We start from the raw sequence: 13094 nt of genomic DNA, 5'->3' as shown, positions 1-13094 counted from the left end.
AATGGTTACTAAATTAAAACACATGAGTAAATTGCAACGTTAAAATTAAAATGCCTAATCCCCATACGTAATACGCAAACACTTTTAAGGAATGATTTTTTAAATATTGAATCATCCATGAAACAGCTATGTAACCAAAGAACGCTGCTGATAACGTTCCGACAATTAAAGATGTACTAGAAATAGATTCAGCTTTCCCTTGAAAAACATCTGCAAATTGTAAAATGATAGCTCCAACAATAGCAGGAGTTGATAATAAAAAAGAAAAGTAAGCAGCAGTTTCACGGTCTAACTTCCTCCATAAAGCAGCGACGATTGTCATACCAGAGCGAGAAATTGCCGGAAAAATAGCAGCAGCTTGAAAGGAACCGATAATAAATGCGTCTTTATATGTAATGTTATCCATTTTTTTTCGACCATTTTTTTGTTTATCAGCCATGTAGAGAAAGAATCCTGTCACTAAAAACTCCCATCCTATCGTAATACCTGTTTTTGAAATATCCTCAAAGAAGTCTTTAAATAATAAGCCGATTACAACTGCGGGTATCGTCCCGACGATAAGTAGTAACATTAGTTTTGAAAATGGATTTTTAATTAAATATATAAATTCTTTTTTGTAATAAATAAATACCGCAAGTAAAGTCCCAATATGTAGCATCGTATCTAAAAACAATCCTGCTTCATCCAATTGAAACAAATGCCTTCCTAAATAAAGATGCCCTGTACTGCTTATCGGCAAAAACTCTGTTAAACCTTGAATGATCCCTAATATAAAAGCTTCTAACCAATTCATGATGGTCCCCTTTCTCGTTTGCTTGTACCAATATATGAAGGTTAAATTTTCGATATGAAAAAAACTATATTTCTCTATGAATTTACTTTCATTTTATGGATATATATGTAAAAAGAAGTGAGGAGGGTTACTATGTGGCAACATACGAAGTTCGGCAATGTATTACTTTGGGCAGGACCTATCCTTGTATTTATAGGATTATGTATGACAAATGTTATTTCAGATATTCCTTTCTTTGAGGGAAAACATAAAACTGTTGGAATTATAATTTTATTTATAGGGCTTTTCTGTTTAATTGCTGCTAATCATTTTAAAAAAGGAGAAAGAAATGAAGAATGAAACAACAAAAAAACAATCCCAGTATATGTGCTAGGATTGTTTTTTGTTGCTTATTTATAAAATACTTTATCAACGTTATATTTTGCTTTATATTCATTAATGATATATGTTTCGTAAATTTCTCTTTCTGTTGGATCTTCTACGATACATGCATCAATGCGGTACACTTCATCGCGGTGATTTTTAATTGGTGAAACATTGTCTTCAAAATGTTTCTTAATACGTTGTCTAATTTTACGAGCTTTACCTACGAAAAGAAGTTCGTCATTAATATTGTAAAACATAAAAATGCCGCCTTTATCTCTAGGGAACAAGTGGAAATCGATAAATCCATTAATTGGAGTAATTATTGGCTCGTCTCCTTTAATAACTTGTTTACGTTCAGTAATTGAAACATCAGCTTCAGGAATATTAATTTTAATCAAGTTCATTCACGTCCTCTTTTATTATAAAGATAAATAATAGCATACATACGTAAGAAAAGCTACGTTCAGAGGCATATTTCATTTTATAATTCAAATATTATAGGAGTATCATGTAAACTCTTCTTCCAAATCATATGATCACTTGATTCTCCCCAATAATCCTTCAGTACATAACTAGGCTCTCCAAACTTCTTCGTCCATATACTTTGCGCTTTTTTGTAGCCACTATCTAAACAGTATTCTGTTATTCCCCTGCTAAGTAGCGTAAGAAACATTGTGTTTAGTAGTAAACTCCCTATACCCTTTCTTTGATACTCCGGAAGTATAAATACAGTTCCTATTTCATACAAATCCTTAAGTACACCGCCTGTACAACTATTAATCAACGTACTTGCTGAACCAATTTCAATTGTTCCAATGATTTTATCGTTATTTGTATCAATTGCTAATAAAAAGTAACGTTTTTCTCCATTACTATCAAAATCTGTTTTCAAATATTGCTTTTTCATGTTAATTTCATTTTCTATGTCATCCGATAATTGTGATAATCCTTCGTCTTTATATGCATTCGTTATAACTATATGGAAAAACAAGTGAAGTTCCACTAAATCATCCGAATTAGGTCTTCTAATTTCAATGTTATACATGATTTAAATCTCCATTCTATGCAGTTGTTAGAACCATACTTTATATACTCTATTCAACAATATTCTACAAAGCCCTGCATAGATCCAGCAGTATAGAAAGCTCAGTATAAATATTGATAAAATAATTTTTATATCCATAGTTGTATGAATAGTAGGACCAAGTACTGGAAAACGGAAAATATCTAGAACAATCATAATTCCTATAAGTAGACAAATCGCAGAAAAGGAAATTACCCAAATTCTCCTCTTGAATTGTATAAAGGAAAGTCCTAAGGCTATACCTAATAAGCCTGTAGTAAAGGGAAATACAATTAGTTCACTTGGCTCAATAATAAATAATAGGAGAATAGTAAGAATATAAGAAAGTACTCCCTCACGAATAGAGTAGCAAATAGCCAAAAAAATTGGTAATGTCGCAAAAGGACTAATGAATAATCCTATACCAGGAATTAAGTTTCCCGCCGCTTGAAACATAGTGGCCACAGCACTCATTAAAGCTGTAATGACTAACTTATTTGCTAGGGACAATTTTCTTTTATGAACAAAGTTCGCATCATTCTCTATCATAAGTTGACACCAATAACGTACAAACCGATTCATCAAAATCCCCCTAAAGATACCTAATTCATCACTTTTCTATTTTATTCATACACTTATTGTTTATTTGTATCCTCCTCTAGAAATCAATCACTATACATTAGACAATTGTAAAAAGAATGAATCAGAGAATTTATATCATATTAAGGAACAATTTCAAAAATAGTACCTTTGTTAAAGTCAGTTACTTTCATAGAACCATAAACTCCTAAATATAACCTGGTTTGATCCGAATTTGTCCCTAAACTCATATAATAAGCTGCTTGCGTACCGAAATCATAATTGGTTTCAATAACATGAAAGTCAGTATGTTTACCGTCTGTACCTGCCCTAACATATGCTAAAACACCTTTAACTGGCGGCCGTGAATCTTCTTTCTTAGCAAGGTCGGTAAACACAACGCTACCATTTAAATTTGGGATTGCAGTTCCCATATATGGCTGAACTCCTGTTACTGAAGTTCCTCCAAACTTATCTGGTCTGGGGTCTTTATGAAAATAACTAATTAGTGGCTGAATTCGCTTCACTGATGTTTCTATTGTTTCATTATAATAAGCCATTGTTCTCTTATCCAAATTAGGATTCTCAGAACAGTGCCTTATAAAAGAAGTAGGTAATTCTCCTTCCCATCCTCTCCAACCAAAATTAATAAATCCATCTTGATTGGGAGTTAATCTCATTACATGCATTTGAACAAGTTCAGTAACCGGTATCGGTTTATATTGGACAAATGAAAAAATAGACTCTACAATATCTTGCCCGACATTACCGGCGTATTTGATATATTGATTATAAAATCTTTGGAATGAAATGCCGGTTATATTACGAACACCTTTCACAATTACTGTAAGTGTTTCTTGTATAGATAGAGGAAGTTCATTAAAGCGCGTAACTACTGGAGGATTATTTATAAATATATTTTTGCTTACATCGATTTCAATGATTTTACCTGCTATTTCTAAATCATCTTGGCTTAAATTAAATGGATCATAACCCGAGCCACCATCACCATTTGTAAAAACAAGTTTCCCCGTCTCTGGAGAAAAGTTTAATGTATTTACTCCATTATGATTAAAAAATGGGCGTTTTATATGAAGTAATGTTCTCCGTTTTTGAGGTTGAGCGTTTGATTGTAAAATCCATTCTTCAATTGTATCAATATGATCATATTGAGTATCTCTATTTAGCCACTTTAAGTTTAAAGTTTTCGGGTCACAAGGATTCGGTTTAAATTGTTCAGAAAGCGCACCTGGACCTTGGGTTCCAGCTACTGAATAATGAAGATAAAATAAACCGTTTTGATAAAATTGTGGATGAAACGCAAGTCCTAGCAATCCCCGCTCATCATAGCCACTACTAGAAACACCTTCTTCAGATGTGCCTAATGTAATTATCAGATGACGAATATTTAAAAATGTTTTTATGACGCCGTCTCCTATGTAGAAAATCTCCCCTAATTGGGTTGCGATAAATAGCCTTTCAGTCGATTCGCCTGGAAGAATAACTGTTTTTATTACAGTGGGTAAATTTATGTTATGAACAATGGGTCGTAAACTAACCTTAACTTTTGTCAATTAACTTTACACCCCTTTGTATTCTTTTTTATATAGAAGAATATGATTAGAGTAGTTCAATTAGTATCAAAACTATAGACAAGTCAGTTTTCTACTTAGCATCAATTAACTTATATCCCTTATTATTACATTTATAGTATAATAATAAGTATAAAACATAAATTAGGGGGACAATCTATGGCAATCTTACTACAAATCATCGTACCGCTTATATGTGCAATATACTTATTTACCCTCTATCGTAATACGAATATAGGAAAAGCTGCATTTCTTTTGGCAGTCATTATAGGAATTTTCGGTTTAGAGAATATTTTTCAATATGCTAGTTTAACAGATCATACTGTTTATCCATATTGGGGAAGTTTGAAGGCTGTTGTTATCGTTTTATCAGTCGTATTTCTATTTAAAACAGGTGGTTTAACAGGAAAATATTGATTTGTAATGCTGTATATATATTCTTGTTAAATTTCTTTTATTGTATAAAAGAAAAAATGTTTATGTGAAAACAAGAAGGGATGTGTTACATATGTCTATAAATATTGCTACGAAAAATAAAAGCCTTGCTACACTCCATATGTAGCAAGGTTTTTTTAAATTGTTTAATTCTTGTTCCACTAATATCGTTATTAGCTAACACTTTAATTATTTTAATAGTCTTTTGTTTAATTCCCATAATGCTGTTTTGTTGCTATCCCATTTCAAAAGCGTTACTGCTTCCTCAAAGCATAACCACTTATAATTGAAGTGTTCTTTAGATAATGAGATGTTTTTTGTAGGGACTTTAACTCCGAAAGAAAATTCTTTTATTACATAAACATCTTCTCCCCAAAGGAATCCTCCAACTACATCCTCTACTGGTAGTGAAGACACAGAATCTAATTTTATATATGGGCATTCTCTTGTAATACCAGCTTCTTCAAACGCTTCCCGTTTTGCTGATTCAATAGGAATCTCACCGTCTTCTCCACCACCAGCTATTCCTTGCCAATAACCATAATCACTTCGGTTGAAAATGGCATATTGAATAGAATCGTCAGTTTTTATATAAGGAAATATTAATACTTGATATGGTGCTCTCATTGCTTAACCTCCTCTCAAAAATAAGCTTTAAATAAATATAAATAAAGAGCAAACATCACAATTCTACATTAATAATGCAGGTTTATGGTGTCAGCCCTCTATTTTTAAAGAATTTTATTTTTCATATACAGACTTACTCTTAACGGAGGGAAAAACCGCTTATTTCCTGTCGAATTCGCTTAGCGTGTTTTTTTCTAAATGTTAGCAGTACCCCATATTATTCAATTGCGCCAGCAACATCATAATCATTTAAATCTAATTCAATTGATTGTCCCAGCGCTAATTTAGCAAGTTCTGACCCTAAATATGGACCTGCAGTTAAACCTGAAGCACCTAATCCGTTCGCAACGAGAATGCCTTCAAAGTTAGGAAGCGGGCCAATAACAGGTAAGAATCCTGGCGTAAATGGTCTGAATCCAACTCTCGTTTCAAGCATGGTAGCATTTTCTAATCCAGGTGCAACTGTTAATGCTTTTTGGAAAACTTCATTTAAACCACCAGCCGTTACACGGTGATCAAAACCAGTATCATTCTCATGTGTTGCACCAATTACGACATGGCCATTGTCAAACGTTAAAATGTATTGATCATTTGGCGGCATAACAACTGGCATATTTTCTGTTGCTGTATTTTCCATTTGCAGATGAACAATTTGTCCTTTTTGGAACGTAACTAAGAAATTAATTCCTAATGGGTTCAAGATTTCGTTCGCCCATGCACCTGCAGTTACAATAACCTTTTCTGCTAAAATTGTTTCATCGTTTACTTTAACTCCATTAATATGATTACCTTCACAGACTAATACTGCATCGCCTTTTATAAAAGTTGCACCATGTTTTTTCGCAGCGCTTATTAATGCGTTGCGTAATAATCTTCCGTTTACTCGTGCAGCACCACTAATATGAACAGAACTATATTCTTCTGATAATGCCGGGAATAATTTTTTCGTTTCTTCAGCTGATAAACGCGTAATTTCACCAATCTCTGGTGCATCTTCACGGCGTTTATAAGCTCGCTCTTCCATCTGATCTAGTTTTTTCTCATCAGTATGTAAACTAATTGCACCTACACGGTTGTAACCTGTATCCGTTTCACCGTCTTCTTCTAATTGCTGAATTAAGGAAGAATAGTAACGTGCACCGCCTTTAACGATTCTATACCACGCTTTATTACGACGTTGCGAAAGCCATGGACAGACAATACCTGCTGCTGCATCCGTTGCTTGACCTACTTGTTGACGATCAACGATAGTAATGTTCGCGCCAGCCTTAGCAAGATGATAGGCAGTAGACGCTCCTAAAATGCCAGCTCCAACTACAATATACGATTTCATTTCAAACACCTTTTTTCTTTTGCTAATTATTTAAATATAAGAACATACTTTAGTATACTGAAAGGAATCCTTTTTTCAATGTGCCAAACGCAATTAATTGTTGCATCATTGTGAATTGCCTAGTCTTACTTTTTCTTTTTACGAAATAATTCAATTGTTTTATAGCCTTGTGAAAGAATTTCAATCATTTTTTCAAGACGTTTTTCACGTGTTTTTTCTTGTTTTACAGAAAACAGATTACGTGCCCAATCTTTTTGGTATCCAGGTGTTAAACTTTGATAAAACTTAAGTTCATTTGGATGATTAGTTAATAAAACTTCAACATCTTGAATTCGATCTGCATAATCAGCTACACATTGGCTCATGGCAGGCGTTTTCGTCGCTTTTTTCTTCTCACGCTTTAAACCTACAACAGTAAAAACGTCATCCATACTTACCATTCGCGCAAATTTAATATCGCTTTTTCCCACATATCCATCTTCTCCAACGTTTAATGCTGGAAACATCTCATCACGGTGAATAAACGTACTGTAGCGAGAGTTACCTTTTTTCGGATATGCGAAGAATATATAACCTTTTTCAATTAGTAACTCTTCATTACTAATAATATAATTCGTTTGTTTCATCATTTCATCAAGTGTTTCTACAAAAATAAAAATGGCATCGTGTTCTTTTGAAAATACAGTTTCTTTATCTGTAAAAACTTCGTAATCACTTGGTTCATTAATAACAACCATATTCGTATACTTGTTAAGCTTCAATTTATCGATAACTGACATAAAAATCTTCCTTTACATTCAAAATTCATTGTACATACTTTTTCATACCGTTCTAGTGTATTATATCTATTAAGAAAATTAAACTTTAATAGTTATTTTAAATCAAAATTAATATAATAGCCGGTTCTGAATAAGAACCGGCTATTTGTTTTATCATAACTTAATTGCAAATAAAGTATATAAAAGCTCTCTATATTGATCTTCTGTAATTTCACGTTTCGTTTTTTCCCCATGAATCATTTCAGTTAAACTTGTATTCGTTAAAGAGACATGGCCAGAGTCTGTTAATTTGACCGCAATAGGTCCTTTATTGAAAATAGATTTCTCATCTTCTATTACTCTTTTTTGAACATCATTCACTACTGCCTCATCAATGATACGATTATAAAAGGCATGACAAACTTTCCACTCTCCGTTCGTATCTTTTTTTTCTAGAACGTAATTTCCTTTACTTGTGTCTCGTTTTCTCACTCGATACGAACCATTTTTAGAGGAAACAGGCTCTTCAGTAAAAGGTATAGGGATTAAAGGTACTAAGGAAGCAATACCTACATCAATTAAGTATCGTACGTTATCATAATTTAGAATAATCGTTATATGTCCATCCTCAAGTGCCCAAGCGTTTATATCATTTTTATATACGGTACCTAATGCAAGTTGTACATCATAACCACAATCTTTTAAAAAGTAGTAAAAAAGAGTATTTAATTCATAACAAAGTCCGCCGCGGGATCTAGTTGAAATTTTATCCTGTAAATTTTCCATAGTAATTGCATTCGTATTACGTGCTATAACATCCAAATTCTCAAATGGTATAGTGTGTGCAAATGCAAAGAGAATTGTATTTAATTCTTCAAACTTCACTTCAGTACGCTTTGCAAGATTCAATCTTGTAAAAAGCTTATGTTGTAGACTTGTCATAGTCAGCACCCCTTAAAATGTATAAGTTAAAATAGTATATGCTGATTGTAAATTTGATGGGGTACGGAAACAATGTACATTTCGTTTAACTGTACCGGTACAAAAAGTCTAACTCACAAGATTACTTAAGATAAGAAGTTACGAATACAAATGTAATAGTTTGTCTATAGGTAAATTATTATGATCGCTTAAATCAACAAAATATTGAAGTTGCCACATTTGGCTCTTTTTAGCTTGATTGCTAACAGGGTTATCCCATATAGGATAAATCCTCATAGCCATCTTGCCTTTTTGATTTTGTGTTCTCAAGATTTTTTCCTTAAGAAGAATCTCTTTAGGGAAAATAAATTGTCCTAGTTTATTATCATCTATACAAGTGATAACTAATAATTCAGGAGCAGCGTCATAAGAAAACGCTTGATTTTGCATATTGTCATCTTTCTCCCAAAAAGAAACAAATTGACCAATTTTATTAGGAGTAATTTTTGATTTTCTAAAACGAATGCTTTTGTTATTTAAGTGAAATAAACATCCTGCATATTCTGCGTTTTGCTTTTCTTCTTTTAAATTCGTAATTATTAAATTGTTAGGTTTGTAAACTATATTGTTTAAATTTCGGATCGTATCATTAAAATTGTTCAAGAGAACTCCCCCTTTATTCATTTCTTAGTTTACCACAAACGTCAGTTCTTATATGTTGTAAATAATAAACGACATGAAAAAGAGGTATTGTTATCATTCTAATGTACTTAGTTTTTCAATTGCTTGTTGTTCAGTTGCTAAGTAAAAAATGTCTTTTCCTTTATTACATTCATAAATAAAATCCTTTAAGCTTTTACTCGTATACATAGAGAAATCTCCAATGATAGCAATCTTTACTCTGTAATTTATAAACTTTTGAAGGATATCACCAGCAAGGCGTGTTTTTAGATCAAAGAAATCTTCACTTATTAAAGATTTATGGATAATAATATGTTTCGCATCTACCTCATATTGAACTGTTGCTATAGTATCTAATGCAGACTGAACATCCGATATTAATACCTTATCGTTTCTAATGACCGCAATATTGATTCCATCGATTACTACTTTCTTTATTTCCATAGTCCCACCCCTTTATAATTTACACAGTATGAGTAAAATTATTTTAAAAAACTTCGTATTAACCATAGATTAAATTAGCCGCAACTATTAAAATCGCCACTATTTTTTATTGTAAATATCTATTTTTTATTACTAATACGGTCAATGAAATTAATGATAGTTTCTCTTTTTATATTTTTGAATATATATATGAAATTGCTTTTACTTGTTATAAAAATATTGTGGATTAACATAACTTAACAAACTATCCAAAGTGTTAATCTCGGCATATGGTTGTATTTGGGTAGTATTCTTGATTTTCTGAGGGTTAAACCACACACCATTTATATTTGCATTTTGAGGACCAGCAATATCCTTTTCTAAGTCATCTCCAATAAATAATACATCTTCTGGTTGCACATTAAGCTTATTTAATGCTAGTTCGAATATACGTTTATCAGGTTTACTAAGTCCCACTTCTTCAGAAATAATAATCGTATCAAAGTAATTGTTTAAATTCGTGTTAATTATTTTAGCTTTTTGTCTATGCGTTGAGCCGTTTGTTATAATTCCAATTTTAAAGTGACTCTTTATATGATTTAAGAAATGAATAGTATTTTGGTCTATTGAAAAACATGTAGGGAAATTTTCATTCCAAAAATCTTGGATATAATTGTGTGGTAATCTATATATTGGCGCGAATTCATCAAATAATGATTCTAAAACTATCGTTTTATTACTAATGCCGTATTCCCTTTTATCGTATTCTTTGAATTTCTGTAACATATTGTTTTTGACTGTATCACTAACATCCTCATAACACTTTTCTAAAACTAATAAAAACAAGTTATCTACTGCCTTATCCCTATCAAGTAACGTATCATCTAAATCAAACAGCATAGCTTTATAACTCCTCAAATAATTTCACAACCTTTCTCACATGATTTAAATAATCCCTTGTTCGCACCTTAGGCCTTTACTAAATTAGCAAAAAAACTACAAAGTTTGTGGCGTACGCTCTAGAATTTCGCTGGCTTCTTTTATATTTAAATTCATCTCCCTTTCCCCTTCTAGTAAAGTATCAAAAGTATATTTTCAAACAGTTAAAAAACTACATACAATTTACATTATTATACATTAGTTTTTTGTAAATATTAATCGTTCAGCTTTTTATATGATAAGTTTTTTCAAGCACACAAATATTTCTCCATAAAAAAGGAATATGGGTAATAATACTTTTTTATGGAGAATACAGGATCTTGAAAATGGAGTTAACACGTTAAACGTCCTATGAAGTTTCCTACTGTATCTCCACATAAACTACAGATAGTACGGCTATAATGACTACCAGAGGTGATATTATGAAAAACTATCATATCCTCGTGGTTGAGGACGATCAAGAAATTCAGGAATTAATTAAACAATTTTTAATGACACAACAGTATACAGTGGTAGTTGCTTCAGATGGACTAGAGGGTATGACACAATTTAATAAGCAATCCTTTGATTTAGTTCTTCTAGATGTAATGATGCCCAATCTTAATGGATTTGAAGTTGCTAAAATGATTCGAAGTCAGTCAAACATACCAATTATTATGCTAACTGCGTTAGAAGAAGAGGAAGATCAAATGAAAGGGTTCGATCTTGGGATTGATGATTATATAACAAAACCCTTTTCGTTTCATGTTTTAATTAGACGAGTCGAAGCTGTACTTAGAAGAAGTTATGATAAAAATGTAAATAATCATTTGGTATTTAAAGAAGTGCGCATTGATGTTGATGCATATCGAGTATATGTAGATGATGTTGAAATTTTGTTAACGACCAAAGAGTTCGAAATTCTACAACTACTATTTCAAAATGAGAGAAAAGTACTTACAAGAGAAAATATCGTAGAAAAAGTTTGGGGATACGATTATTTTGGAGAAACACGAATAATTGATACACATATTAAAAACCTACGTAAAAAACTAGCTATTCCCTACATTAAAACAATAAAGGGTATTGGTTATAAAGTGGATGAATAAAATTTTAAAAATCATGAAGATGAAGCAAATTACTTATAAACTCTTTATGACTACATCTCTCATCTTGTTATCCTTTGCAGTATTGATTTATTTAACTTTATATTTCTTTCTCCCTACGTTTTATGAGCAATACAAAACAGATCAACTTCAAACAGGGATAAAAGAAATAATTGATAAGTCAAAAGATCTTACGTTTCAAGATGCGATACCACTTTTTGATGAATACGCAAAAAAAAATAACGCGATGCTTTCGCTTCAAAATAAAGAAGGAATAATTATTTACTCGCCTTCATTTTCTTTTATTCAACGTGGTACACAAACAACAGTAGTTACTAAAGCAGCACGATTTGAGAATGCAGGTACCATTAGCAATTCATATAATGTTACGGAACCAATTCAATTCCAAGATGGTAGTTTAACGCTTGTAGTGTTCGCAACATTTCAACCGATTGATGAAGCTTCGCAAGTATTAGTGCGCTTTCTCCCCTATATTAGTATCATTGTGATCGTAATTGGTATAGGGAGTGCTTATTTCTATTCCAGGTTTATTACAAAGCCACTTATTTATATTAATGAGGGTGCACAAAAGATGGCAAATTTAGATTTCTCCGAAAAAATTGAGGTTCGTTCTACAGATGAGTTAGGAGAATTATCTAATAGTTTGAATGACATGTCTATTAACTTACAACAAGCTATGTTTGATTTAAAAAAAGCAAATGAACAATTAAAAAATGATATTGAAAAAGAAAGAGAAATAGAAACAAAACGCAGAGAGTTTTTTGCGATTGTAGCACATGAATTAAAGTCCCCTCTTACTGTAATGAAAGGATACTTAGAAGGGATGATATACAATATTGGCCCTTATCAAAATCGTGATCAATATTTAAAGAAAAATCATCAAATTATTGAAAGTATGGAACAATTAGTTCGTGAAATTTTAAGTATGTCAAAGTTAGAACAACACACTTTTAAACTAAAAATAGAAGAAGTTAATCTTTCAAAGTTAATTGGTACAATCACAAAAGATCTTGAATTTTTCGCTTCTCAAAAAAGCATCCAAATAATAAAAGAAATTGACTCTGACCTTTCTGTTTATACAGATCGTGTTCTTTTTGAAAAAGCATGTAAAAATATTATCCATAATGCAGTTATGTATTCACCACATAATGAAAAAGTCTATATAAAGTTAAGTAAGGATTCTAAACAAGGTCAAATTAAAATGCAAATTATAAATACAGGTATCAATATTAAAGATGAAGATATACAACAAATTTTCAAACCATTTTATCGAATTGAAAAATCTAGGAATCGAAATACCGGAGGAAGTGGTTTAGGTCTATATATTGTTAAACAAATTCTTGAAACACTAGATATAAAGTATTCTATACAAAATAGGGAACATAGTGTGCAATTTTGCATGAACATTCCTTTATCTGAACAAAAAACAAACAAACTCCCCTTTTAGTAGGACGAGTTTGTTTGTTTTTGTAGTAAGT

The 13094-nt window shown here is 31.7% G+C and carries 16 protein-coding genes; 4 read left to right on the top strand and 12 right to left on the bottom strand.

The annotated features are described in order from the left end of the window. Window positions 1-13: 13 nt before the first annotated feature. Window positions 14-793, bottom strand: a complete 780-nt coding sequence (locus QEP67_RS14380; protein WP_001104275.1) for an undecaprenyl-diphosphate phosphatase — start codon at window positions 791-793, stop codon at window positions 14-16. 132 nt (window positions 794-925) lie between these two features. Between QEP67_RS14380 and QEP67_RS14375 the strand changes: the two genes are divergently transcribed. Continuing rightward, window positions 926-1132 carry a hypothetical protein gene (locus tag QEP67_RS14375; RefSeq protein ID WP_000267715.1) on the top strand — a complete coding sequence of 69 codons (207 nt, stop codon included), beginning with the start codon at window positions 926-928 and terminating at the stop codon, window positions 1130-1132. A 50-nt stretch (window positions 1133-1182) separates the two neighbouring features. Here the strand turns inward: QEP67_RS14375 and QEP67_RS14370 are convergent, their stop codons facing one another. From QEP67_RS14370 to QEP67_RS14355, 4 genes are all read right to left on the bottom strand, one after another. Further along, window positions 1183-1563, bottom strand: coding sequence for a nucleotide excision repair endonuclease (locus QEP67_RS14370; RefSeq protein ID WP_001048941.1), 381 nt, complete (start codon window positions 1561-1563; stop codon window positions 1183-1185). 77 nt (window positions 1564-1640) lie between these two features. Continuing rightward, complete coding sequence (locus tag QEP67_RS14365; protein ID WP_000282325.1) at window positions 1641-2204, bottom strand: GNAT family N-acetyltransferase; 564 nt, start codon at window positions 2202-2204, stop codon at window positions 1641-1643. Between the two features lie 27 nt (window positions 2205-2231). Further along, entirely contained in the window at window positions 2232-2804 is a 573-nt protein-coding gene (locus tag QEP67_RS14360) for a hypothetical protein (protein WP_001079204.1), read from the bottom strand. Between the two features lie 140 nt (window positions 2805-2944). Continuing rightward, window positions 2945-4375, bottom strand: a complete 1431-nt coding sequence (locus QEP67_RS14355) for a PQQ-dependent sugar dehydrogenase (protein WP_000169985.1) — start codon at window positions 4373-4375, stop codon at window positions 2945-2947. A gap of 177 nt (window positions 4376-4552) precedes the next feature. Between QEP67_RS14355 and QEP67_RS14350 the strand changes: the two genes are divergently transcribed. Continuing rightward, complete coding sequence (locus QEP67_RS14350; protein WP_000996284.1) at window positions 4553-4810, top strand: hypothetical protein; 258 nt, start codon at window positions 4553-4555, stop codon at window positions 4808-4810. Between the two features lie 207 nt (window positions 4811-5017). On the opposite strand, the gene QEP67_RS14345 is transcribed toward QEP67_RS14350, so the two are convergent. From QEP67_RS14345 to QEP67_RS14315, 7 genes are all read right to left on the bottom strand, one after another. Beyond that, window positions 5018-5455 carry an NUDIX pyrophosphatase gene (locus QEP67_RS14345; protein WP_001202599.1) on the bottom strand — a complete coding sequence of 146 codons (438 nt, stop codon included), beginning with the start codon at window positions 5453-5455 and terminating at the stop codon, window positions 5018-5020. Window positions 5456-5672: 217 nt separating this feature from the next. Next, window positions 5673-6788, bottom strand: a complete 1116-nt coding sequence (locus QEP67_RS14340) for an FAD-binding oxidoreductase (protein WP_000844359.1) — start codon at window positions 6786-6788, stop codon at window positions 5673-5675. A gap of 125 nt (window positions 6789-6913) precedes the next feature. After that, complete coding sequence (locus QEP67_RS14335; protein WP_000110853.1) at window positions 6914-7567, bottom strand: YdeI/OmpD-associated family protein; 654 nt, start codon at window positions 7565-7567, stop codon at window positions 6914-6916. Window positions 7568-7720: 153 nt separating this feature from the next. After that, window positions 7721-8488 carry an arylamine N-acetyltransferase gene (locus QEP67_RS14330; protein WP_000202764.1) on the bottom strand — a complete coding sequence of 256 codons (768 nt, stop codon included), beginning with the start codon at window positions 8486-8488 and terminating at the stop codon, window positions 7721-7723. Between the two features lie 138 nt (window positions 8489-8626). Continuing rightward, window positions 8627-9130 (bottom strand): MepB family protein, encoded by a 504-nt coding sequence (locus tag QEP67_RS14325; RefSeq protein ID WP_048566321.1) that lies wholly within the window; start codon window positions 9128-9130, stop codon window positions 8627-8629. 93 nt (window positions 9131-9223) lie between these two features. Then, on the bottom strand, window positions 9224-9592 hold the full coding sequence (locus tag QEP67_RS14320) for a DUF4180 domain-containing protein (RefSeq protein ID WP_000403455.1): 369 nt from the start codon (window positions 9590-9592) through the stop codon (window positions 9224-9226). 201 nt (window positions 9593-9793) lie between these two features. Continuing rightward, window positions 9794-10471 (bottom strand): HAD family hydrolase, encoded by a 678-nt coding sequence (locus tag QEP67_RS14315; RefSeq protein WP_000895700.1) that lies wholly within the window; start codon window positions 10469-10471, stop codon window positions 9794-9796. 461 nt (window positions 10472-10932) lie between these two features. Here QEP67_RS14315 and QEP67_RS14310 point away from each other — a divergent pair, with 461 nt between their 5' ends. Together QEP67_RS14310 and QEP67_RS14305 are read left to right on the top strand one after the other, a co-directional pair. Beyond that, window positions 10933-11598 (top strand): response regulator transcription factor, encoded by a 666-nt coding sequence (locus tag QEP67_RS14310; protein ID WP_000800742.1) that lies wholly within the window; start codon window positions 10933-10935, stop codon window positions 11596-11598. Continuing rightward, window positions 11591-13063, top strand: coding sequence for a HAMP domain-containing sensor histidine kinase (locus QEP67_RS14305; RefSeq protein ID WP_001033672.1), 1473 nt, complete (start codon window positions 11591-11593; stop codon window positions 13061-13063). The genes QEP67_RS14310 and QEP67_RS14305 overlap by 8 nt, the downstream gene beginning before the upstream one ends. Window positions 13064-13094 lie beyond the last annotated feature (31 nt).

It is taken from the genome of Bacillus cereus group sp. MS39, assembly GCF_040448665.1.
Lineage (GTDB): Bacteria > Bacillota > Bacilli > Bacillales > Bacillaceae_G > Bacillus_A > Bacillus_A wiedmannii.
The sequence above is the reverse complement of the archived record's forward strand: the minus strand, read 5'-3'. Positions and strand labels throughout refer to the sequence as shown.

Excerpts from the sequence above, each read along its gene's own strand:
- QEP67_RS14380 (WP_001104275.1), bottom strand. The coding sequence starts at position 793 with ATGAATTGGTTAGAAGCTTTTATATTAGGGATCATTCAAGGTTTAACA.
- QEP67_RS14375 (WP_000267715.1), top strand. The coding sequence starts at position 926 with ATGTGGCAACATACGAAGTTCGGCAATGTATTACTTTGGGCAGGACCT.
- QEP67_RS14370 (WP_001048941.1), bottom strand. The coding sequence starts at position 1,563 with ATGAACTTGATTAAAATTAATATTCCTGAAGCTGATGTTTCAATTACT.
- QEP67_RS14365 (WP_000282325.1), bottom strand. The coding sequence starts at position 2,204 with ATGTATAACATTGAAATTAGAAGACCTAATTCGGATGATTTAGTGGAA.
- QEP67_RS14360 (WP_001079204.1), bottom strand. The coding sequence starts at position 2,804 with ATGAATCGGTTTGTACGTTATTGGTGTCAACTTATGATAGAGAATGAT.
- QEP67_RS14350 (WP_000996284.1), top strand. The coding sequence starts at position 4,553 with ATGGCAATCTTACTACAAATCATCGTACCGCTTATATGTGCAATATAC.
- QEP67_RS14345 (WP_001202599.1), bottom strand. The coding sequence starts at position 5,455 with ATGAGAGCACCATATCAAGTATTAATATTTCCTTATATAAAAACTGAC.
- QEP67_RS14340 (WP_000844359.1), bottom strand. The coding sequence starts at position 6,788 with ATGAAATCGTATATTGTAGTTGGAGCTGGCATTTTAGGAGCGTCTACT.
- QEP67_RS14335 (WP_000110853.1), bottom strand. The coding sequence starts at position 7,567 with ATGTCAGTTATCGATAAATTGAAGCTTAACAAGTATACGAATATGGTT.
- QEP67_RS14330 (WP_000202764.1), bottom strand. The coding sequence starts at position 8,488 with ATGACAAGTCTACAACATAAGCTTTTTACAAGATTGAATCTTGCAAAG.
- QEP67_RS14320 (WP_000403455.1), bottom strand. The coding sequence starts at position 9,592 with ATGGAAATAAAGAAAGTAGTAATCGATGGAATCAATATTGCGGTCATT.
- QEP67_RS14315 (WP_000895700.1), bottom strand. The coding sequence starts at position 10,471 with ATGCTGTTTGATTTAGATGATACGTTACTTGATAGGGATAAGGCAGTA.
- QEP67_RS14310 (WP_000800742.1), top strand. The coding sequence starts at position 10,933 with ATGAAAAACTATCATATCCTCGTGGTTGAGGACGATCAAGAAATTCAG.
- QEP67_RS14305 (WP_001033672.1), top strand. The coding sequence starts at position 11,591 with ATGAATAAAATTTTAAAAATCATGAAGATGAAGCAAATTACTTATAAA.